The 22,844-nt window shown below is 39.7% G+C and carries 16 protein-coding genes; 11 read left to right on the top strand and 5 right to left on the bottom strand.

From position 1 onward, the window contains the following. Nucleotides 1-88 precede the first annotated feature (88 nt). Nucleotides 89-1,561 carry a glutamate synthase subunit beta gene (locus AC2INI_RS11190; RefSeq protein WP_045102844.1) on the bottom strand — a complete coding sequence of 491 codons (1,473 nt, stop codon included), beginning with the start codon at nt 1,559-1,561 and terminating at the stop codon, nt 89-91. Next, complete coding sequence (gltB, locus tag AC2INI_RS11185) at nt 1,561-6,108, bottom strand: glutamate synthase large subunit (protein ID WP_486304851.1); 4,548 nt, start codon at nt 6,106-6,108, stop codon at nt 1,561-1,563. The genes AC2INI_RS11190 and gltB overlap by 1 nt, the downstream gene beginning before the upstream one ends. Before the next feature lie 569 nt (nt 6,109-6,677). Here gltB and mnmL point away from each other — a divergent pair. Genes mnmL through AC2INI_RS11170 form a run of 3 tightly spaced genes read left to right on the top strand, consistent with a single transcriptional unit; the run spans nt 6,678 to nt 10,492 of the window. After that, nucleotides 6,678-7,619, top strand: coding sequence for a tRNA modification radical SAM protein MnmL/YtqA (gene mnmL / locus AC2INI_RS11180; RefSeq protein ID WP_122036242.1), 942 nt, complete (start codon nt 6,678-6,680; stop codon nt 7,617-7,619). 54 nt (nt 7,620-7,673) lie between these two features. After that, entirely contained in the window at nt 7,674-10,037 is a 2,364-nt protein-coding gene (gene arcB, locus AC2INI_RS11175; protein WP_486304850.1) for an aerobic respiration two-component sensor histidine kinase ArcB, read from the top strand. A gap of 5 nt (nt 10,038-10,042) precedes the next feature. Next, nucleotides 10,043-10,492, top strand: coding sequence for a membrane lipoprotein lipid attachment site-containing protein (locus AC2INI_RS11170; RefSeq protein WP_486304849.1), 450 nt, complete (start codon nt 10,043-10,045; stop codon nt 10,490-10,492). 92 nt (nt 10,493-10,584) lie between these two features. Here the strand turns inward: AC2INI_RS11170 and arcA are convergent, their stop codons facing one another. Then, on the bottom strand, nt 10,585-11,304 hold the full coding sequence (arcA, locus tag AC2INI_RS11165) for a two-component system response regulator ArcA (RefSeq protein ID WP_045102839.1): 720 nt from the start codon (nt 11,302-11,304) through the stop codon (nt 10,585-10,587). 446 nt (nt 11,305-11,750) lie between these two features. Between arcA and AC2INI_RS11160 the strand changes: the two genes are divergently transcribed. From AC2INI_RS11160 to thrC, 4 genes are all read left to right on the top strand, one after another. Continuing rightward, a complete protein-coding gene (locus AC2INI_RS11160; RefSeq protein ID WP_122036248.1) occupies nt 11,751-12,227 on the top strand; it encodes a putative 4-hydroxy-4-methyl-2-oxoglutarate aldolase in 477 nt (158 codons plus the stop codon). Nucleotides 12,228-12,631: 404 nt separating this feature from the next. Continuing rightward, on the top strand, nt 12,632-15,091 hold the full coding sequence (gene thrA / locus AC2INI_RS11155; protein ID WP_122036249.1) for a bifunctional aspartate kinase/homoserine dehydrogenase I: 2,460 nt from the start codon (nt 12,632-12,634) through the stop codon (nt 15,089-15,091). A gap of 2 nt (nt 15,092-15,093) precedes the next feature. Further along, complete coding sequence (gene thrB, locus AC2INI_RS11150; RefSeq protein WP_045102836.1) at nt 15,094-16,050, top strand: homoserine kinase; 957 nt, start codon at nt 15,094-15,096, stop codon at nt 16,048-16,050. Continuing rightward, on the top strand, nt 16,047-17,330 hold the full coding sequence (gene thrC / locus AC2INI_RS11145; RefSeq protein ID WP_486304848.1) for a threonine synthase: 1,284 nt from the start codon (nt 16,047-16,049) through the stop codon (nt 17,328-17,330). Before thrB ends, thrC begins: the two co-directional genes overlap by 4 nt. 168 nt (nt 17,331-17,498) lie before the next feature. Here thrC and grcA read toward each other — a convergent pair whose 3' ends face one another. Continuing rightward, nucleotides 17,499-17,876 carry an autonomous glycyl radical cofactor GrcA gene (gene grcA, locus AC2INI_RS11140; RefSeq protein ID WP_045102834.1) on the bottom strand — a complete coding sequence of 126 codons (378 nt, stop codon included), beginning with the start codon at nt 17,874-17,876 and terminating at the stop codon, nt 17,499-17,501. Between the two features lie 363 nt (nt 17,877-18,239). Here grcA and nfo point away from each other — a divergent pair, with 363 nt between their 5' ends. From nfo to AC2INI_RS11125, 3 genes are all read left to right on the top strand, one after another. Next, nucleotides 18,240-19,088, top strand: coding sequence for a deoxyribonuclease IV (gene nfo / locus AC2INI_RS11135; protein WP_122036255.1), 849 nt, complete (start codon nt 18,240-18,242; stop codon nt 19,086-19,088). After that, nucleotides 19,088-19,756 carry a uracil-DNA glycosylase gene (ung, locus tag AC2INI_RS11130; RefSeq protein WP_486304847.1) on the top strand — a complete coding sequence of 223 codons (669 nt, stop codon included), beginning with the start codon at nt 19,088-19,090 and terminating at the stop codon, nt 19,754-19,756. The genes nfo and ung overlap by 1 nt, the downstream gene beginning before the upstream one ends. A 96-nt stretch (nt 19,757-19,852) precedes the next feature. Further along, the gene (locus tag AC2INI_RS11125; RefSeq protein WP_486304846.1) at nt 19,853-20,380 is read left to right on the top strand and encodes a hemerythrin domain-containing protein; all 528 of its coding nucleotides are present in this window, start codon (nt 19,853-19,855) and stop codon (nt 20,378-20,380) included. Nucleotides 20,381-20,444: 64 nt separating this feature from the next. Here the strand turns inward: AC2INI_RS11125 and AC2INI_RS11120 are convergent, their stop codons facing one another. Continuing rightward, nucleotides 20,445-20,624: a DUF3545 family protein gene (locus AC2INI_RS11120; protein ID WP_122036261.1), complete on the bottom strand. Its 180-nt coding sequence runs from the start codon at nt 20,622-20,624 to the stop codon at nt 20,445-20,447. A 749-nt stretch (nt 20,625-21,373) separates the two neighbouring features. Here AC2INI_RS11120 and AC2INI_RS11115 point away from each other — a divergent pair. Beyond that, complete coding sequence (locus AC2INI_RS11115; protein ID WP_122036263.1) at nt 21,374-22,807, top strand: alanine/glycine:cation symporter family protein; 1,434 nt, start codon at nt 21,374-21,376, stop codon at nt 22,805-22,807. Nucleotides 22,808-22,844 lie beyond the last annotated feature (37 nt).

Below are 22,844 nucleotides of genomic sequence, written 5' to 3'. Positions count from 1 at the left end.
AGGCGTTGTTAGTATAGAATAAAAAAGGCCAACATCGAAATGTTGGCCAAAGGTTTGGAAGGAAACCTGAATTAATCTATATCAAAAACTAGGATGCAGATAGCATTAGCGAATCCGCTTTTGCTTCTAGATTCGAGTTACCCATAAGATAAGCATCTACTTCTCTAGAACATTCACGGCCTTCATTAATACAACGTACAATCAGGGATTGACCAGTACGCATATCACCAGCAGCAAATACACCTTTTTGATTGGTTGCATAGCCATCTGTTGCTACGTTGCCACGGTCATCCAGTTTAATATCTAGTTGAGCTAATACACCTGTAGGTTCAGGGTGTAAGAAGCCCATCGCTAAGAATGCTTGATCACAAGGGATCACTCGCTCACTACCAGCGACTTCATCAAATCCTGGACGTTCACCTGGTTTCGCGTCTTGCCAAACGATATCAGCAATACGAAGACCAGTTACATTACCAGCATCATCAGAGATAAACTCTTTGGTTAAGATATTCCAATGACGCTCACAGCCTTCTTCGTGAGAAGTGGTTGTTTTCATGATCATTGGATATTGAGGCCAAGGCATATTTGCAGGGCGTTTCTCTGGTGGGATCGGCATGATCTCAACCTGAGTAATGCTTGCTGCGCCATGACGATTCGACGTACCTACACAGTCAGAACCCGTATCTCCACCACCAATAACAACAACATGCTTACCTTTAGCATGGATCTCTTTAGTTTTAAGATCCATGTTATTAGCGCGACGGTTGTTTTGACCTAAGAATTCCATAGCAAAGTGAACGCCATTGAGTTCACGTCCTGGAATAGGTAGATCTCTTGGTACTGTAGAGCCACCAGTGAGTAGAACGACATCGAAGTCTTGGCGTAATTGCAGTGCATTAATATCGACACCAATGTGAGCATTAACTTCAAACTTGATACCGGCATCAGCCATTAAGTTGATTTTACGATCAATGATGTCCATGCCTAACTTGAAGTCAGGGATACCAAAGCGTAGTAGACCACCGACTTTTTCATCGCGTTCGTATACAGTTACAGAGTGGCCTGCACTGTTTAGTTGTTCTGCTGCGGCTAAACCTGCAGGACCTGAACCGATAATAGCAACTGTTTTACCTGTACGAGAACGAGGTTTTTTAGGCTGCGCGTACCCTTCACGGTACGCGGTTTCTACAATCGTTTTTTCGATATTACAGATAGTGATTGGGTCTTGGTTAATACCAAGAACACAGGCACTTTCACAAGGAGCAGGACACACTCGGCCTGTGAACTCTGGGAAGTTATTGGTTGAACTTAAGATCTTCCACGCTTCTTCCCAGCTATCACGATATACCGCATCATTAAACTCAGGAATGATGTTACCAATAGGGCAACCGTTGTGACAAAACGGCACGCCACAATCCATACAACGAGATGCTTGTGTACCAATCTTGTCAGCAAATTCATCATTCAATACAAATTCTTTATTGTCTTGAATTCGAACTGTTGGGTCGAGTTTCTTTGGTAGCTCACGACCATGTTCTAAAAATCCAGTAGGCTTACCCATTATACTGCCTCCACTTCTTCCGTTTGTGCCTGTTGTGCTTCAGCTTTACGCTTTTGAAGAACCGCTTTGTAATCACGCGGCATCACTTTAGCCAGAGAGGCCAAGTTTGCTTCAAAGTTATCTAGGAAAGACTGAGCAACTTCACTTCCTGTGAATTCAACATGCTTAGTTAGCATTTCTAATAGAAGATCTTTATCTTCTTGTTCAATAGGGTCTAGGTCAACAAGTTCAGAATTGAGTTTCGATTCAAAATCACCAGACTTATCCCAAACATAGGCAACACCACCACTCATACCTGCCGCAAAGTTACGACCTGTAGAGCCAAGGATTAGTGCAACACCACCAGTCATGTATTCACAACCGTGATCACCAACCCCTTCTACAACGACTTTTGCACCTGAGTTACGTACACAGAAGCGCTCACCAGCCATACCACGAATATACGACTCACCAGAAGTTGCGCCGTAGAAACAAACATTACCGACAATAATGTTATCTTCAGCGACAATCGTTGATTTTGCGTTTGGATAAAGCACTAGCGTACCGCCAGATAAACCTTTACCCCAATAGTCATTCGCATCGCCCTCGACTTCAAACTTCACGCCTTTTGCAAGGAATGCACCTAAACTTTGACCAGCAGAGCCATTGAACTTCACGTTCATCGGTTGTGCTAAGCCTTGGTCTTTATACACTTTTGATATCTCATTCGACAGCATAGTACCTACACTTCGGTCGGTATTTAGGATATCGAACTCAGCAGTAACGGCTTCACCTTTCTCTAGAGCAGGAATAGCAGCTTGGATAAGCTTGCGATCCAGAACATCTTCAAGATTATGCTGTTGTTGAATTTGGTTATAAATTCCATCTTCAGCACGAGGTTGTTCAACATGGAGTACTGGAGTTAAATCTAAGTTTTTGTATTTCCAATGGCCGATATCATCACGAACTTTCAGTTTATGAGATTGACCAACCATTTCATCGATAGAGCGGAAACCAAGTTCAGCCATCACTTCTCGTAGACCTTCAGCCATGTATTGGAAGAACGTAACTACGTCTTCTACGCGGCCGTCAAAGCGCTCACGCAAGGTTTTATTTTGTGTTGCGATACCAACAGGGCAAGTATTCTTATGACACTTACGCATCATTATACAACCTTCAACAACCAGAGCTGCGGTTGCTACGCCCCATTCTTCAGCACCAAGAAGCGTTGCTACTGCAAGATCTCGAGGTGTTTTCATTTGGCCATCAGACTGAACAACGATACGGTTACGTAACCCATTTTTCAGTAGTGTTTGGTGTGTTTCTGCTAGACCAAGTTCCCACGGAAGGCCTGTATGACGGATAGATGACATTGGCGATGCACCCGTACCACCATCAAAACCAGCGATAAGAACGACGTCTGCTTTTGCTTTGGCTACACCAGAGGCGATAGTACCAACACCCGCCTCAGATACTAACTTAACGTTAACGCGACCTTTACGGTTGGCGTTTTTCAGATCGTAAATAAGTTGTGCTAAATCTTCGATTGAATAAATATCATGGTGTGGCGGTGGTGAAATCAGACCAACTCCAGGAGTTGAGTGACGTGTCGCACCGATCCAATCATCGACTTTATCACCAGGTAGTTGACCACCTTCGCCAGGTTTTGCACCTTGAGCCATCTTAATTTGTAGCTCATCAGCGTTAGTTAGGTAGTAAGACGTTACACCAAAACGACCAGAAGCCACTTGTTTGATTGCTGAACGTTCCCAGTCACCGTTGTCTTTTTTCTCAAAACGAATCGGGTCTTCACCACCTTCGCCTGAGTTAGATTTAGCGCCGATACGGTTCATTGCAACAGCAAGTGTTGAGTGAGCTTCGTGTGAGATAGAACCAAACGACATTGCACCAGTGGCAAAGCGTTTTAGAATATTCTCAATTGGCTCTACTTCTTCTAAAGGAATAGATCCTGCTGGATTTTTGATGAAATCTAATTGGCTACGTAATGTTGCTGCATCATCACCTTGATCATCAACCGCCTTCGCGTATTTCTTAAATTGCCCGTAATCTTTATTACGAGTTGACTCTTGAAGCAGTGAAATTGTCTCAGGGTTAAACAGGTGCTTCTCACCACGTTGTTTCCACTGATATACGCCACCCACATCAAGTACTTGAACTGGGATTTCACGAGTTGGATAGCCAACACGGTGACGGATTAACACTTCTTTTGCGATATCATCAATCGTTAGACCTTGGATACGAGAAACTGTCCCTGTGAAGTACTTATCAACCACTGATTTACTGATACCAAGTGCTTCAAAGATTTGAGCGCCATGGTATGACTGTAGTGTTGAAATGCCCATCTTAGAGAAAATCTTAAGTAGGCCGCCATTAACCCCTTTACGGTAGTTATCAAACAATACTTTTGGATGTACCGTCGGGTCTAGCTTTTTAACACGTTGAAGTTCAACAATAGTTTCAATCACTAGGTATGGGTTAACCGCATTTGCGCCATAGCCAACCAAGGTTGCAAAGTGATGAGTTTCACGAGCATCGCCCGTTTCAATCACGATGTCACACTTAGCACGTAACCCTTTACGGATTAGGTGATGATGAACCGCACCAACCGCAAGCATTGCAGGGATAGCAGCGTGGTTTGAGTTTACAGCGCGGTCTGTTAGTAGAATGATAGAGTAACCATCAACGACGGCATCTTCAGCATACTGACAGATACGTTTAAGTGCACGCTCAAGCTTTCCTGAATCTTCATTGGCTTGGAAAACGATATCTAGTGTTTTTGCTTGTAGATGTTCGTTATCAATAGCACGCAGTTTTTCTAGTTCAGAGTTAGAAAGAACCGGTGATTCAAGTTCGACTTTCTGACAGTGCTCAGGCGTTTCAGCAAGTAAGTTTTGGTCTTTACCTAAGTAGGTGTTTAGCGACATAACCATACGCTCACGGATCGGGTCGATCGGTGGGTTAGTTACTTGGGCAAACAACTGCTTAAAATAGTTAGATAAATGCTGAGATTGATGAGAAAGGATCGCTAGTGGCCAATCGGCACCCATTGCTGTTAGTGGCTCATAAGCCGTTTTCGCTAATGGTAGGATGATCTCATTCACTTCTTCAGAGGTAACACCAAACGCTTGTTGACGATTGAGTAGGCGCTCAGGAGAAGGCTGGCTGAATTGGTTTGTCGCTTCAGGCAGTTTATTTAAGCTTAGAAGGTTCTCTTCAACCCATTTTTCATAAGGTTGTGATTTCGCAATACCATCTTTTACTTCTTCATCAGAAATAATGCGGCCTTGTTCTAAGTCAGCAACAAAGATACGACCTGGCTGTAGACGACCACGGAATTCAATGTTTTCTGGTGCTATTTTTACAACACCAGATTCAGATGCCATCACAAGGAAGTCATCTTTTGTCACGGTATAACGAGAAGGACGCAGACCATTACGGTCAAGTGTTGCACCTACTTGAACACCATCAGTGAAACAAACAGACGCAGGGCCATCCCAAGGTTCCATTACGTTCGCGTGGTATTGATAGAACGCGCGACGGGTAGGGTCCATGTTTTTATTTTCTTGCCACGCTTCAGGGATCATCATCATTAATGCGTGTGGCAAGCTACGGCCAGACAGAACAAGCAGTTCTAGCGCCATATCAAAGTTCGATGAATCTGAGCTGCCTTCCTGACAAATCGGAAGTAGCATATCCATTTCTTGTTGGCTAAATAGATCAGACTCTATAATCGCTTCACGGGCTTTCATCCAGTTCAAGTTACCACGAACTGTGTTGATCTCACCATTATGGGCAATGTAACGGAATGGTTGAGCTAGACGCCAGCGAGGGAAAGTATTCGTAGAGAAACGAGAGTGAACCAGCGCTAATGCCGTCACCATCGTTGGATTTTGTAAGTCTAGGAAGTACTGTGGAACTTGCTCAGTCGTTAATTGGCCTTTATAAACAAGTGTTTTGTACGATAGAGAGTTGATGTAGAAATCATCACCAATATTAGAAATACTTTCCAAACAGACTCGAACGGTGTAGTTACGTAGAACATACAATTTACGTTCAAGCTCTTCTGGGGTAATTGATGGGCCACCAGAAATAAATACATGCTCAAATTGAGGCTCTGTACTTAGTGGATCGTCGCCTAGCATTGAATTATCGACAGGAAGAACGCGATAGCCAATGATTTCTAAATCAAGACGTTGAGCATTGCGCTCTAAAATATCTCTACATTGTTGACGTTTATGCTCATCTTTAGGGAATAAGACAACACCAACACCGTATTTCTCAAAAGATGGCAGTTTAATACCAAGTTTTACGGCTTCTTCTAATAAAAACTCATGAGGCTTTTGTAAAAGAATACCCGCGCCGTCACCACTGCATGGATCACAGCCTTGACCACCACGGTGTTCCATACGAGCAAGCATATCAAGCGCTTGAGTAACCACATCATGAGATTTACGGTTTTTGAGGTGAGCGACAAAACCGATACCACACGCATCATGCTCCAACTCGGGAGTATACATGCCTTGTGTATTCTGCTCTCTATCTACCATAGATACATCCTTCCAGTATTATGCAGACACAACTTCTCTACGTAAGTTTCTGTCTAGTCCTTTGCTAAATTTTAATCGAACTTGCTGTGAGTTAGTCTCAAGAGGTAGCAAGTTTGAATCCATTCTGGCGCTTGCTGGCATCACTTAATATGACGTGCAAACGAACCCAATCCATTGTGATATCTATCAAATACATTTTTATCCGTTGTATTTGTTGTCTGAGGGTAGATATCACTATCGAAACACCACAACATTCATGTTGATGGCAAATTAAACTATTTTACGATGTAACTATCCTACATTTTTGTCATATTAAATACCAACGAAAGTTGCACGTAATTTTCACTTTTTTTACTCAAAATGAATAAGTATTTATAATAATTCGGCTTTTTTCGCATTTAACCGCCACTTTATGCGTCTTTTATTGATATAAATTACAATTGCGAGTGACGGTTTTCGCTATTATTTACGGTCTTTTTTTACAAACGAGTTAGCAACTTTCACAAATAGAATTGAGACTTCTTTTTATTTGTGAACTAAGTGTTTGATTTACTTAATTGGTTATCGCGATGCAACTTCATGAACTAGCAAATACATTTGGACAGGATTTACAGCGCCGTTATGGTGAAAAAGTACATAAGCTGACCCTTCACGGTGGATTCAGTTGTCCAAACAGGGATGGAACGATAGGAAAGGGTGGGTGTACCTTTTGTAATGTAGCTTCATTTTCTGATGAACAAGAGCAGTTCAAATCGATTCATGATCAGTTGGTAGATAGAGCAGGAGAAGTGCAGCGTGCTAAAAAGTACCTTGCTTATTTTCAGGCTTATACGAATACCTTTGCTGAAGTTCAAGTTCTTAAAAACATGTACGAAGAAGCGCTTAAATCTGCAAATATTGTAGGGCTATGCGTTGGAACTCGTCCTGATTGTGTGCCTGATGCCGTATTAGACTTATTGAAGGGCTATGTTGATGATGGTTATGAAGTTTGGCTAGAGCTTGGGTTGCAAACGGCCAATGATAAAACCCTAAAACGTATTAATCGAGGTCATGACTTTGCTTGTTATGATGCGATTACTCGTAAAGCAAGAGCGCTTGGGATTAAGGTGTGTACGCACTTAATTATTGGTTTACCCGGCGATACCGAGGAAGACTACCGCACTACCTTGGCTAAAGTACTTGAAACAGGAACGGATGGACTTAAATTACATCCTTTGCATATTGTTGAAGGCAGTACTATGGCCAAAGCGTGGCGAGCGGGAAAAATAGAAGCGCCAGAGATGGATGATTATGTCGATGTTGCTTGTGAATTAATTCGATTAACCCCTCCAGAGATTGTGTATCACCGAGTATCAGCGACAGCAAGAAGACCAACCCTTCTTTCGCCATTATGGTGCGAACCGCGTTGGTTAGGTTTAACAAATGTTGGTATGGCTTTAAATAACAAAGGTGCACAAGGCTCTTTGATTAACCAACCCTTCAAATATACCGCCCCAGTATTGAAAAAATAACTCAAATAGAGCTAACCCTGATATTATTTAGCTGAATACTATCAGGGTGTGTTTATGAAGCAGTTAAAAATTCTCGCGCAATTTTATGTCGATCTCATGGTGAGACTTGGCATCGTTCGTTTTAGTCTCTTACTTGCCATTGCTTTAGTTGCATTGGCCGTTATTGTTCAAGTTGGCGTTACGCTTGTATTAAGTGGTGAAGTTAATGATTTGGATATTGTTCGTTCAGTGTTCTTTGGGTTATTAATTACACCATGGGCTGTCTTTTTCTTATCCGTCGTCGTTGAGCATTTAGAAGACTCTCGTCAAAGACTTTCTAAATTAGTCAGTAAGATGGAAGAGATGCGCACTCGTGATTTAGATTTAAATAAAAAATTACAAGGCAACGTAAAGAAGCTAAATCAAGAAATTGAAGAGCGTGAAAAAGCAGAAGATGGCAGAAAAGAAGCGATGGAAGATCTTGAAAATGAAGTCTTTCAACGAGAAAAAGCGCAATTAGAATTAGCAGAACAAACCGCATTACTTAGATCTTACCTAGATACCTCTCCAGACATTATCTATTATCGAAATGACCTTGGTCTTTTTTCTGGCTGTAATAAAGCGATGGAAGATCTTACGGGTAAAACAGAAAAAGAGTTGATCGGTTTATCTCCAAAAGACGTCTATAACGCAGAAGTCGCTGCCAAAGTTATTGATACTGATAGACAAGTATTGAGAGACGACAAAGCCTTAACTTATGAGCAGTGGTTAGATTACCCTGATGGTCGTAAAGCGTGTTTTGAGCTAAGTAAGATCCCGTTCTACAGTAAGTCAGGCCGTCATCTTGGTTTGGTTGGTTTTGGACGAGACATTACCGAACGTAAAGAATATGAAGATGCATTACAAAAAGCCAGTCGTGATAAAACCACCTTTATTTCTACAATAAGCCATGAGTTACGCACTCCACTGAATGGCATTGTTGGTTTAAGTCGTATGTTGTTAGATACCCGTCTTGATGATGAACAGCATAACTATATGCGAACCATTAATGTCAGTGCGATCACCCTTGGTAATATCTTTAACGATATTATTGATATGGATAAATTTGATCGTCGTAAATTAGAACTGCTACCTAAGCCGCTTGATTTCATAAGCTTTGTTACTGAGATGGAAAATATTTCAGGCTTAATGGCTGAGCAGAAAGGATTGCGCTTTGATCTTGAAAGACTCTCTGATTTACCCGCAAATATTAGTGTTGATAGTACGCGCCTACGCCAAGTGCTTTGGAATTTAATTGGTAATGCGACTAAATTCACTAAAGAAGGCAGTGTCGTAATGTCTGTGGGCGCAGATATATATTCTGACAGTGCAGAAATAACCTTTGAGATTGAAGACACTGGCATTGGGATCCCTGAATCAGAGTTAGATAATGTATTTGCAATGTACTATCAAGTAAAACAAGGCAAAGACAATCTGCATGCCGTCGGAACAGGGATTGGCTTAGCTGTATCTAAAGAGCTTATAAACCTTATGGATGGAGATATTACCGTAAGCAGTGAACTAGGCTTTGGCAGTACATTTACAGTAACGATTAATGTGCCATTAGTGGATTCTGTAAAAGAAGAAGAAGCGATGCCAGAAAAGAAAAGTGCTAAGTCATTGCGTATCTTTATGTTGGAAGATATTGAGTTGAATGTGACAGTAGCTCGCTCATTGCTTGAAAGTCTTGGGCATACAGTGGATGTTGCCATGTGTGGTGAAGACGCTCTTAATCAATTTGACCCAACCAAATACGACCTAGCCTTACTGGATATTCAATTGCCAGATATGACAGGTTTTGATGTTGCTCAGGCATTGAGAGAGAAGTTCGATGAGTTACCGCCATTAGTAGCATTGACGGCTAATTTATTAAAAGAGAAAGATGAATACTTTGAAAAGGGCATGGATGAGGCGATAAGCAAACCTCTTAGTGTGAAAGCATTAACCGAAGTGCTTGAGTTATTCTCGATGTCAGATAAGAAAATAGTACAACAGAAATTAAAACAACCAGTAAAAACAGCGGAACAATTAGAGAATGAACAGCTGATTGAGCGTTTATTAGATATAGAGATGTTAGAGTCATACATTGATATTGTAGGGACTAAACCTGTCCACGCTAGTATTGAAATGTTTGAAAAAAGCATGAAAGAATACATTCAAATTCTAGATACAAACATGACAGCAAGAGATCAAGACGGTATTGTGTTTGAAACTCATAAAATGAAAGGCGCGGCGGGCTCTATTGGATTGAAGCATATTCAACAAGTCGCTCAAAAAGCACAATCGCCAGATTTACCTGCATGGTGGGAAAACATTGATGATTGGGTTGAAGAAATCAAAAATGAATATGAAAATGATATTCAAATATTAAAAAGCTGGCTAGAGCAGCAAGATAAATAAGGGATATGATGAGAAAGGTATTATTAGCCTCAGTAATGATGGTCGCATTATCAGGTTGTCAAATGACATCTCAGCCACAAGCTGATTGGAAGCAAGATAATAAAATTGAAGTGATGGATGCTAAAATTCAGCTTAATTCAGCGGTATGGGTTGACCAGATGCCTACCATTGGTGAAGAAAGAGATGAGAGTAAAGTTAATTTTTCTCTGGCGTTAACATCAGAACAGGTAATTGCTCCTGAGTTGGTTATTGATAAAGTACTTCTTCGTCAAGGTGATAATTCATGGCCGCTATCTGATGAAGAGTTTGAAGTACGGGTTCATGATAACCATACTTGGGAAATCGCAGGACAATCTTTTTACGATATAGACGCAGCACAGCCTGTTGATATCGCAATTGAAGCAAATAATGAGTGGATTGTTGAAACTGACGTTCAGATCGACACGGTTTACTAGTCAACCTCAACTCGAGGCTAGTTGCTTTGTATAAACTAAAAATGCCCAGCTATTACTAGCTGGGCATTTTTTATTGGTAAATTAAAAGAGGCTTATAGCTCTTCTAAATCACCACAGAAACGGTAACCTTCACCGTGAATCGTAGCAATGATCTCTGGAGTATCAGTTACTGATTCAAAGTGCTTACGGATACGACGAATTGTCACATCAACCGTACGATCGTGTGGCTTAAGCTCACGACCTGTCATTTTTTTCAGAAGATCAGCACGAGTCTGGATCTTACCTGGGTTTTCACAGAAGTGAAGAAGAGCACGGAACTCTGAACGAGGAAGCTTATAGCTCTCACCGCTTGGGCTTACAAGAGAACGGCTATTGATTTCAACTGTCCAACCATTGAACGCATAACGTTCAACAGTTTTCTTATCTTCAACTGTTGTGCTTTGGTTCATTGAACGAGTTAATAAGTTACGCGCACGAATAGTTAGTTCGCGAGGGTTAAACGGCTTAGTGATGTAATCATCAGCGCCAATTTCTAGACCTAAAATCTTATCAACTTCATTGTCTCGACCTGTTAGGAACATTAGAGCCATATCGCCACGCTCACGAAGTTCACGAGCAAGAAGAAGGCCATTTTTACCTGGTAGGTTGATATCCATAATCACAAGGTTAAGTTGTTGCTCAGAAAGCACATTGTGCATTTCTTCGCCGTCACTCGCTTCAAAAACATTGTAGCCTTCGGCTTCAAAAATGCTTTTTAGTGTATTACGAGTTACGTGTTCATCTTCAACGATTAGGATCTGAGGGGTTTGCATGGGCGGTACCTAACTAACTGATTAAAGTCAAAAGTAGAATTAAGGGTGTTAATTCTATAATAAAAAATTTACAAATAGGAATAGATTCTTCAATACTCAACTAAAATGTTTAAGAGAAGAACAGAAACCTAAACGGTACGCCATCCTTGGTGGTTGTTATTGAATATATACCCAATAACATGATAAAGCTCTAATTTCGTGAGCTACTAGCTGAAACTCCATTAGAAGGGAGATTTTAATCCCTTAACACCACTCTAACAATAAGCGATTTTTATTTCCATACATTTTATTGATTTAGGTCAATAGTAATCGATATCAATAGCGTGTAGTAATAAATATAGAGACATAGCTATATTAAATTTGTAAATAACTATGCGAATAATCGCGAAGTATTTTAACGAATGTTGTTATTGTAGAGTCAACTTTACAAACAAGGAGAAAATAAAATGGATTTATTACCTGATATTTGTGACCAATTTGAAGACAAAGTACAGCTCATTGATGTTGAGTTTAAAAATTATGGTGGAAAAGTGTGCTTTTATGGTGAGATTGTAACGGTACGTTGCTACCAAGATAACTCGTTAGTGAGAGAAGTATTACAAACCAATGGTAAAGGCAAAGTGTTAGTGATTGATGGCAATGGCTCTTGCCAAAAAGCGTTACTAGGCGATCAAGTTGCAACGCTTGCGGTGAACAACCAGTGGGAAGGCGTCGTCGTTTATGGTGCGGTGCGCGATGTTGGCGCTATACAGAATATGCCATTAGGATTAAAGGCGTTAAGTACCTCCCCTTTTAAAACAGAGAAAAGAGGGGCAGGAGAGCAGCAGGTGTCCGTCACCATTAATACACAGATCATTTCTCCAGGCGATTATATTTATGCCGATCTTAATGGGGTTTTGATGAGTAAAGAATTACTAATTTAACGGTAAAGATTAAAATTATAAAAGCTTATTTTATAGATGATACTCAATGACTTGAGGCGATATATTCTTCTTTTGTTAAATTAATGAATAAAGTTTTCATTGACTTGTAAGAGGAAAGTAAGGTAATTATTGTATATCGCAATCATTTATTTTAGAGTTTTTATTATATGTTCACTATCAGCTCAATGATTATCACCACAACAATTACCGGCACCATGGTTGCTGGGGTGGGCTGATACGCGTAAGTATTTAAAAAAAGCCCGCCCTGATTAATCAGAGCGGGCTTTTTTTTGCAATTTAGTTACTAATTCTTAACTGTATTCTTTCATTCTTTACCGAAATGGTTATTATGCTAAGAAGCAGTAAGGATACTGCAGTAACACTCGTTTTTAGGGAGGATAGAAATGCGAGTATTAAAGTTTGGTGGTTCGTCATTAGCCGATGCAGATCGTTTTTTACGTGCCGCAGATATCATTGCCAATAATGCACAGCAGCAAGAAGTTTCTGTTGTTTTATCGGCACCAGGAAAAGTAACCAATAAATTAGTCTCAGTGGTGGATAATGTTCTTACCAATGGGGAAGCTGAATTACAGATTTTAGAACTGGAATCTGCTTTTGTTCAGTTATTTAATGGAATTGCTGTCGCTTTACCACAAGTTGATCTTAAAGCGCTTGAAAATAAACTAAAAGATTCGCTTTCTCAACTTCGTCAGTACGTTCATGGCATAACCCTGTTAGGTATGTGTCCTGATAACGTATACGCAAAAATCATCAGTAAAGGCGAACGCATATCAATCGTTACGATGAAAACCGTTCTTGAGGCCAAAGGCCAGCCGGCAAGTCTGATTGACCCTGTTAAATATCTATACGCTCGCGGTGACTTCCTTGAAGGTGCTGTTGATGTCGATATCTCAACGCTCAATTTTAAAAATGAACCTTTACCTTCTGGTCATGTAAACATTATGCCGGGCTTTACTGCGGGTAATGCGAAAGGTGAACTGGTTACTTTAGGTCGTAATGGTTCTGATTATTCAGCAGCGGTTCTTGCTGCTTGCCTTCGAGCTGAATGCTGTGAAATTTGGACTGACGTTGATGGTGTTTACAATTGTGACCCTCGTTTAGTTGATGATGCACGTTTATTAAAATCATTAAGCTATCAGGAAGCCATGGAGCTCTCTTATTTTGGTGCGTCTGTTCTGCATCCAAAAACCATCGCTCCTATCGCGCAATTCCATATTCCTTGTTTAATTAAAAACAGCTTTAACCCTCAAGGTCCAGGTACATTAATTGGTCAAGATACAGGTGAAGATAATCTTGCCATTAAAGGTATTACTACATTAAATAGCTTAACAATGGTTAATGTTAGTGGTCCAGGTATGAAAGGCATGGTTGGCATGGCAAGCCGTGTATTTGGTGCGATGTCTACTTCTGGTATCTCTATTGTTCTTATTACGCAATCTTCTTCAGAGTACAGCATCAGCTTTTGTATTGAAGCAGAAGATAAGTCTCAAGCAGAGCAAGTATTAAGAGAAGCATTTGAACTTGAATTGAAAGATGGCTTATTAGAGCCGGTAGAATTCACTGATAACGTAGCTATTGTGACCTTAGTTGGTGATGGTATGCGCACATCAAAAGGCGTCGCTTCTCAATTCTTTACGTCATTAACTGAAGTAAACGTTAATATTATTGCCATTGCTCAAGGTTCATCTGAGCGTGCGATTTCAGCCGTTATTCCTGAAGATAAAATCTCAGAATCAATTAAAGCGTGTCATGAAAACCTGTTTAACAGTAAGCATTTCTTAGATGTATTCGTGGTTGGTGTTGGTGGTGTTGGTGGTGAGTTAGTTGATCAGATTCAACGTCAGCAACCAAAACTTGCAGAAAAAGGCATTGAGATCCGTGTTTGTGGTTTAGCAAACAGTCGTGGACTACTGCTTGATAGTAAAGGCATCCCGTTAGATAACTGGCGTGATCGTATGAATAATACAACAGAAGAGTTTAGCCTTGCCCGTTTAATTGCCTTAGTGCAGCGTAACCATATTATCAACCCTGTCATTATTGATTGTACGTCAGATCATGGCATAGCTGCTCAATATGTTGATTTCTTATCTGCGGGTTTCCATGTAATTACCCCAAACAAGAAAGCCAATACAGACTCAATGGCGTATTACCATCAGTTGCGTAATGCTGCTCGTGGTACTCGTCGTAAGTTTATGTATGAGACAACAGTAGGTGCAGGTCTACCAGTAATTGAAAACCTTCAGAACTTGATTGCTGCTGGTGATGAATTGGTGAAGTTTAATGGTATTTTATCTGGTTCTTTATCGTATATTTTCGGTAAGTTAGATGAAGGTATGTCATTGAGTGATGCGACTAATGTTGCGAAACAAAATGGCTTTACTGAGCCGGATCCTCGTGATGACCTTTCTGGTATGGATGTGGCTCGTAAGCTTCTCATTCTTGCTCGTGAATCTGGTCTTGAAATTGAACTCGATGATGTTGAAGTAGAACAAGCTTTACCACCAGGTTTTGATGATTCAGGTACGGTTGAAGAGTTTATGGCTCGTCTTCCTGAAGCGAATGCATATTTTGCTCAAGAGTCGGAAAAAGCAGCAGCTGAAGGAAAGGTACTGCGTTATGTCGGTGAGATCCTAGAAGGCAAATGTAAGGTTCGTATCGCGGCTGTTGATGGCGATGATCCTATGTTTAAAATTAAAGATGGTGAAAATGCCTTAGCTTTCTATAGTCGTTACTATCAACCGATCCCATTGGTATTACGTGGTTACGGTGCCGGTACTGAAGTAACAGCGGCTGGCGTATTCTCGGACTTAATGCGTACCCTTGGTTGGAAATTAGGAGTATAAAAATGAGTGTGGTTGTTTATGCTCCAGCATCAATTGGTAATGTTAGCGTCGGCTTTGATGTATTAGGTGCCGCAGTATCTCCAATTGATGGCACATTGTTGGGTGATCGTGTTTTAGTTGAATTAGGAACGGAAGCTTTCACCTTAGCAACGGCAGGTAGCTTTGTAGATAAGCTACCTGAAGATCCAAAAGAAAATATTGTTTATGACTGCTGGCGTGTATTTGCAAGAGAGCTTGCCAAAAAAGGCATTGAGCTTAAACAGATTCATATGGTGCTTGAGAAGAACATGCCAATTGGCTCTGGGCTTGGTTCTAGTGCCTGTTCGATTGTAGCTGCATTAGATGCGTTGAATGTATTTCATGATAAACCATTAACTGACATGGAAGTGTTGGCGCTAATGGGTGAGATGGAAGGGCAGATATCTGGTGGTATTCACTATGATAATGTTGCCCCTTGTTATCTTGGTGGTCTGCAATTAATGGTTGAAGAACTAGGTATTATCAGCCAAGAAGTTCCGTGTTTTGATGAATGGTATTGGGTGATGGCATACCCAGGAATTAAAGTATCAACGGCAGAAGCGCGTGAGATTCTACCTTCTCAATATCGCCGTCAGGATGTGATAGCTCATGGCCGTAACTTAGCAGGCTTTATTCATGCATGTTATTCAAAGCAACCAGAGTTAGCTGCAAAAATGATTAAAGATGTGGTGGCAGAACCTTACCGTGAGCGTCTGTTACCAAATTTTGCTCAAGCGCGTGAATACGCCGCTTCAGCAGGTGCGCTGACAACCGGTATTTCTGGTTCAGGGCCAACGCTATTTAGTATCTGTAAAGATAAAGACGTAGCAGATAGAGTCTCTCGTTGGCTACAAGAAAATTATGTTCAAAATGATGAAGGATTTGTCCATGTTTGTCGTTTAGATAAGCAAGGCTCACAAGTAACAGGAAGTAAACTATGAAGTTGTATAACATAAAAGAAAATGATGAACAGGTCTCTTTTGGCCAAGCGGTTCGCCAAGGTCTAGGTCGTAACCAAGGACTGTTTTTTCCATCAGAATTACCTAAGTTTGATGATGTTGATGCGCTTCTAGCTGAAGATTTTATACCGCGTAGTACTAAGATCCTATCTGCATTTATTGGTGATGAACTATCGCAAGATACAGTGAAGAGCATGGTTGAAAATGCGTTTCAATTCCCTGCACCAATCCATGCTGTAAAAGAGGGTGTTTATGCTCTTGAGCTATTTCATGGTCCAACGTTAGCGTTTAAAGATTTTGGTGGCCGTTTTATGGCGCAATCTTTAGCAGCGGTAACTGAAGGTAATGAGCAAATTACTATTTTAACAGCAACATCAGGTGATACTGGTGCCGCTGTGGCTCATGCATTCTATGGTATGGAAAATATCAAAGTAGTTATCCTTTATCCGAAAGGTAAGATCAGCCCACTGCAAGAGAAATTATTTTGTACGTTAGGTAAGAACATTCACACCGTTGCTGTTGATGGTGACTTTGATGACTGTCAGGCGTTAGTTAAGCAATCTTTTGATGATGCAGAGTTACGTAAAGAAGTAGGGTTGAATTCAGCGAACTCAATCAATATTAGCCGCTTAATGGCGCAAATTTGTTACTACTTTGAAGCGGTATCTCAGCTGCCAAAAGAAAAGCGTAATGAGGTCGTGATCTCTGTACCAAGTGGTAATTTTGGTAATTTAACAGCGGGTTTATTAGCGAAATCACTTGGCTTGCCTGTGAAGCGTTTTATTGCTGCAACTAATGTTAATGACACCGTACCGCGCTACCTTGAAACAGGTAAGTGGGAGCCAAAAACGACGATCCCAACGATTTCCAATGCAATGGATGTGAGCCAACCAAACAATTGGCCTCGAATTGAAGAGCTATGTCAGCGTTTAGGTTGGGGCTTAGAAACGCTTGGTAAAGGTGCAGTGACGGATGAGCAAAGCGCTGAAACATTAAAAGCGATGAATGCTGAAGGTTACCTATGTGAGCCACATGGTGCAATTGCTTATCGCATTCTTGAAGAGCAGCTTAATGAAGGTGAGACCGGACTTTTCTTATGTACAGCACATCCTGCGAAATTTAAAGAAGTCGTCGATGATATTCTAGGTAGCGATCTTGAACTGCCAGCTCCATTAGCTAAACATAATGCAATGGAACTATTATCTGAAGATCTTGCTAACGATTTTGATGCATTAAAAGCAGTACTTCGTAAAGTTCAGTAACTAAAAGCATTAATAATATAACTCAAGTAGCACATCATAATTAATTGATGTGCTATTTATGAAAAAGCCTCTTAAATAAGTCGTTATTTAAGAGGCTTTTTTAAGCACAAAAAAACGGCACTCATGAGCAATGAGTGCCGTTTTTATTGAATTCAATTCACTCTAAAATTATAGAGTTTCAGTGAATGTACGTGCGATAACGTCTTTTTGTTGTTCAGTAGTTAGAGAGTTGAAACGCACAGCATAACCAGAAACACGGATAGTTAGTTGTGGGTAGTTCTCTGGGTGCTTAACAGCATCTTCTAATGTATCACGTTGTAGAACGTTCACATTTAGGTGCTGACCACCTTCAATTTTTGGTGCTTTTTCAATTGCAACGTCACGGCTTTCGTATTCGCCTAGTTCGTTTGCAGCAATAACTTGGTCAGCTTCAAAGCCAGCAGTTGCAACAACACAACGAGCTTCGTTTTTCTCGCTATCTAGTAGCCAGATTGAGTTAAGAAGATCGTCATTTGCAGCTTTAGTAATTTGGATACCTGTGATCATTTTACTTTCTCCTAGTCCACTTTGTGGTTATTTTGTAAATATCTAATGGGTCACATTATATACATGATACCCTTACTTTGTATATTGATATAGGTCAAAAAACTACAAAAAGTGCTAATTATTTCATCTTATAAACTTTGCTTTAAATCAATAAAGTACCATATAGCTAGCCTGTAGCACGAAAAGTGCAGTCTACCACTTTATTGTCACTTGTCCATTTTGTAGTAATATTACTACAAAATGGGTGTTTTATGTAATCAGGGAAATGGAAGGAAATCGCTAGGCAAAGCAAGAGAACTACTGACAAATAAAGTGTTTACCGCAATAATAGCGTGATGTTAATTTTGAAAGGAAAGTACAGAGATGAAATATATTGGGGCTCACGTATCAGCGGCGGGTGGTGTTGATCAAGCACCTAAACGAGCTTATCAAATTGGAGCTAATGCATTTGCATTATTTACTAAAAACCAACGTCAATGGGTTGCAAAACCACTGACAAGAAAAGTCATCTCTGATTTTAAGGCAAACTGTAAGCGTTTTGGCTTTTCTAGTGATCAAATTTTACCTCATGATTCTTACTTAATTAATTTAGGTTCTCCAGAAGAAGAGAAGTTAGAGAAATCTCGAGCGGCATTTATTGATGAGATGGAACGTTGTAATCAGCTTGGTCTAACGTTACTTAATTTCCATCCTGGAAGTCATTTAAAGAAAATTTCAGAAGATGAATGTTTAGCCTTGATTGCAGAGTCAATTAATTTAGCGCATCAAGCGGTTCCTGATGTGGTTGCTGTTATCGAGAACACAGCAGGACAAGGCACAAATTTAGGTTGGAAGTTTGAACATCTAGCGCAAATTATCGATCAAGTGGAAGACAAAGCACGAGTAGGGATTTGTCTTGATACTTGTCATACTTTCGCTGCAGGTTACGATTTAAGTAGCAAAGAAGCGTGTGAGCATACGTTTTCTGAATTTGAGCGCATTGTTGGTTTTCAATACTTACGTGGTATGCATATTAATGACGCAAAAATTGAATTAGGCAGTCGAGTTGACCGTCATCAGTCATTAGGTGAGGGGAACATCGGTTGGGATTGCTTTGAATATATTATGCAAGACGAGCGATTTAATAATATCCCTCTTGTACTGGAAACCATTGATCCTGAGATTTGGAAAGATGAAATAGCCCAACTCAGAGTATTAAGCGAGAAAAAGTAATGACAACGACTTGGAATTCGATTTTATCGGCTGAAAAAGAAAAAACATATTACCAAGCGATGAATGCCAAAATAGAGGCAGAGAGAGTACTTGGTAAAATCATTTTTCCTAAAGAAAAGGATATTTTTACTGCATTTGATTTAACTGCTTTTGATGACGTGAAAGTCGTTATTCTGGGTCAAGATCCTTACCATGGAGCAGGTCAAGCTCATGGCCTCTCTTTTTCTGTTCTACCTGAAATTAAAACCCCACCTTCTTTGCGAAATATGTATAAAGAGTTAGCGCAAGACATTGACGGTTTTGTTATTCCAGATCACGGCTACTTAGAGAGCTGGGCCAAACAAGGGGTTTTATTGCTAAATACGGTATTAACCGTAGAAGAAGGAAAGGCACACTCCCATGCTAAATTAGGTTGGGAGACCTTTACTGACAGCATTATTGAACAGCTTAATAAGAACAAAGAAAATGTTATCTTCTTACTTTGGGGAGCTCATGCTCAAAAGAAAGGGGCGAATATTGATGGTACTCGCCATTCTGTTCTAAAAGCGCCGCATCCTTCTCCGCTTTCGGCACATCGAGGCTTTTTTGGTTGTAAACATTTCTCTCAAGTCAATGAGCTGCTTAAGTCGAAAAATTTATCAGAGATCAATTGGACTCCAATTGCATAACTTTTTTGTATAATTTTTGAACTAAATCCTGTGCTCTTATATCAGTGATATACACTTAAGGTATCTTAAATCATTAAGGTACTTTGGGAGGAAAGGATGCTGATAGAAAGTATTTATAAAGAGCACGGATATATAAATCGCATTATTCAATTATTGGATAGTAAGCTTTCTCGATTAGAAGATGAAAAGAACGTTAATTATAATGTGATCCGAGAGAGTATTGATTATTTATCATTGGTTGCAGAGAAAGTCCATCACCCTAAAGAAGACATGATCTATCAATATTATATTGATCATTATGGGGAGCATGAAGGGCTGACGAATTTATTACTCGAGCATCATACGTTATCTGACGATACTGAAGGCTTCTCTATTACGGTAGATATGATTCTAAATGATGCTATCGTTCCAAAAGATCGGTTTAAAGAGCAACTGAAAGCATTCACTTATCGTATTCGGCAGCATCTTGAACTAGAAGAAAAAGAGATCTTACCTTTTTTGAAAGCACATTTAACAGTGGATGATTGGAAGTATCTCGAAAGTAACTGGGTTGAGGAAGAGGATCCAGTTTTTGGTCATCAAGTAAATAAGAGATATCTTGAGCTAGCAGGTAAAGTAAGATAATAGTTTATTTAATGAAAAAGGAGAGCATTAGTCTCTCCTTTTTATTTGTTTTAACTTTAAAAAACTACTTAAAAAAAGCGGCGTCAATGCTGCCTTTAAATGAGGGGTCCAGTTCTTTTAGTTCATGTAGCAATTGGCGACGATCTTGAATCTCTTCTATCTCACGCCAAAGACGCTTTTTTTGTTTTTTTTTGGTTGTTGTTGTTTTCGTAGCTAATAAATCATTTAGTGTGTACCCATCCATAAGCACCTCATTTTTATAAATTAATTAATTATTACAAAGAGTAAAAGTATTTATTTAGCGTGTTATTAAATATCACAGAGTGAGAATTATGACCTTGAACTGTTTCGCATTTGTTTCTTTTTGATGAATTTTATGTGAGATGGCGATCACTAAAATGATCTTAATTTAGAATTAGGAAGTACAATTTGCTCCATATTTATTATTTAGATAGAAAAAACAGACGGATTTTTTGTTTGATTTTTGTTAACTAACATAGCTATTTCTATCTGCTCTCCATTTGATTGTTTATGAACTATTTTTAGCTGTGATGAATTACCAAGAAAAAATAAAGAGATAAAATAAGATTGATATCCTACTGTTTTCTATTACTCATGGCTGAATCTTTATCGGCTGAGATAAGGTTAATTACTGTTCGTTGATGTTTTTTTATTGATTTAAATGTCAGTAATCTGTTTTTTTTCTGTTGGCTAAATAAGTATGAAGTCTAAAGTTGTAGAAAAAGTGTCATAAGTTCAACATCTGTTTTTTATTGATTTTTTAGTAAATACTGAGCATCATTCAGCGCGCTAATCTTATTGGGTGAGTAAATATTTAGATTTACTGTTAATAAATGAATAAATTTGCAATGCATGACGGTAACTCTTCACTGTACCCAAATAATTAATCAACAATAACAATTAAGATTAGTAGGAGCGCTTTATAGTATAAGCGTATGCAATCATTACTATTGATGTAACTGAGAGGGAAATGTGACAAGTCTTATTAATTTACTGAATGACCTATTATGGGGTTCAGTACTTGTATATCTATTAGTTGCCATTGGTATCTATTTTACTATTCGATTAGGTTTTATTCAGTTCCGCCATTTTGGTCATATGTTTTCGGTACTGAAAAACAGCAGAAAATCAGATCCATCAGGAATATCATCATTTCAAGCGCTATGTACAAGTCTCGCGGCTCGTGTTGGTACTGGTAATATGGCAGGGGTTGCTGTTGCATTAACTGCTGGTGGTCCAGGTGCTATTTTTTGGATGTGGTTGATAGCAATGCTAGGTATGGCAACTTCTTTTGCTGAGAGTACATTAGCACAGTTATATAAAACCAAAGATGATGAAGGGAACTACCGTGGTGGCCCTGCTTATTATATGGAAAAAGGATTAGGGATGCGCTGGATGGGCGTATTATTCTCTGTCTTTTTGATCATCGCTTTTGGTTTGGTATTTAACGCAGTACAAGCAAACTCTATTGTAGGAGCAATGCAAACAGCCTTTGGTTGGGAGCCATTATATGTAGGTATTGCCATTGTAATTATCTCTGCAGTGGTTATTTTTGGTGGTTTTAGAACGATTGCTCGTACGGCTGAAATCGTAGTACCAGTGATGGCTCTTGCTTACTTAGCTATTGCCTTATTTATCATGGTTACTAATATAGAAAAACTACCAGGTGTGATTACCTTAATATTTAAGAGTGCCTTTGGTTTGCAAGAAGCGGCTGCAGGTGGTTTAGGCTATGCGATTGCACAAGCGATGATTAATGGTATTAAACGTGGTTTGTTCTCTAATGAAGCAGGTATGGGCTCTGCACCAAATGCTGCAGCTTCAGCTACACCATATCCACCACACCCAGCATCTCAAGGTTATGTACAAATGCTAGGCGTATTTATGGATACCATTGTGATTTGTTCTGCAACGGTCGCTATTATCTTAATGTCTGGTGAATACGTGCCGCATGGTGAAGTTACGGGGATTGAATTAACACAATTAGCATTGACTAGCCAAGTGGGTGATTGGGGCGGTATTTTTGTTGCTGTAGCGATTTTCTTCTTTGCGTTTACTTCAATCATTGCTAACTATTCTTATGCAGAAACAAATTTGATTTTCCTAGAGCATAACCATAAAGCAGGTATTGGTATTTTCCGTGTTGTTGTATTGGGCATGGTAATGTTCGGTGCATTATCCTCATTACCAACAGTATGGGCCTTAGCTGATGTTTCAATGGGGTTAATGGCAATAGTTAACTTAATTGCTATCTCTCTATTGTCAGGCACCGTTATTAAGCTTGCAAAAGATTACAATAAGCAGCTGAGTGAGGGAAAAGTTCCTACGTTTGATAGTAAGGATTATCCAGAGCTACATTCTCAGCTTGAAGAAGGCATCTGGGATAATACTAAAGAGCAAAAGTAGTCATTGCTTTCACCCATTAAATAAATAGATAAAGCCA

The sequence above is a fragment of the Aliivibrio friggae genome (assembly GCF_057368515.1).
Note: the sequence above shows the minus strand (reverse complement) of the source record. Positions and strands in the feature narration are given on the sequence as shown.

Excerpts from the sequence above, each read along its gene's own strand:
- thrC (WP_486304848.1), top strand. The coding sequence starts at position 16,047 with ATGAAGTTGTATAACATAAAAGAAAATGATGAACAGGTCTCTTTTGGC.
- arcB (WP_486304850.1), top strand. The coding sequence starts at position 7,674 with ATGAAGCAGTTAAAAATTCTCGCGCAATTTTATGTCGATCTCATGGTG.
- thrA (WP_122036249.1), top strand. The coding sequence starts at position 12,632 with ATGCGAGTATTAAAGTTTGGTGGTTCGTCATTAGCCGATGCAGATCGT.
- AC2INI_RS11160 (WP_122036248.1), top strand. The coding sequence starts at position 11,751 with ATGGATTTATTACCTGATATTTGTGACCAATTTGAAGACAAAGTACAG.
- AC2INI_RS11190 (WP_045102844.1), bottom strand. The coding sequence starts at position 1,561 with ATGGGTAAGCCTACTGGATTTTTAGAACATGGTCGTGAGCTACCAAAG.
- AC2INI_RS11120 (WP_122036261.1), bottom strand. The coding sequence starts at position 20,624 with ATGGATGGGTACACACTAAATGATTTATTAGCTACGAAAACAACAACA.
- mnmL (WP_122036242.1), top strand. The coding sequence starts at position 6,678 with ATGCAACTTCATGAACTAGCAAATACATTTGGACAGGATTTACAGCGC.
- thrB (WP_045102836.1), top strand. The coding sequence starts at position 15,094 with ATGAGTGTGGTTGTTTATGCTCCAGCATCAATTGGTAATGTTAGCGTC.
- gltB (WP_486304851.1), bottom strand. The coding sequence starts at position 6,108 with ATGGTAGATAGAGAGCAGAATACACAAGGCATGTATACTCCCGAGTTG.
- nfo (WP_122036255.1), top strand. The coding sequence starts at position 18,240 with ATGAAATATATTGGGGCTCACGTATCAGCGGCGGGTGGTGTTGATCAA.
- grcA (WP_045102834.1), bottom strand. The coding sequence starts at position 17,876 with ATGATCACAGGTATCCAAATTACTAAAGCTGCAAATGACGATCTTCTT.
- AC2INI_RS11170 (WP_486304849.1), top strand. The coding sequence starts at position 10,043 with ATGATGAGAAAGGTATTATTAGCCTCAGTAATGATGGTCGCATTATCA.
- arcA (WP_045102839.1), bottom strand. The coding sequence starts at position 11,304 with ATGCAAACCCCTCAGATCCTAATCGTTGAAGATGAACACGTAACTCGT.
- ung (WP_486304847.1), top strand. The coding sequence starts at position 19,088 with ATGACAACGACTTGGAATTCGATTTTATCGGCTGAAAAAGAAAAAACA.
- AC2INI_RS11125 (WP_486304846.1), top strand. The coding sequence starts at position 19,853 with ATGCTGATAGAAAGTATTTATAAAGAGCACGGATATATAAATCGCATT.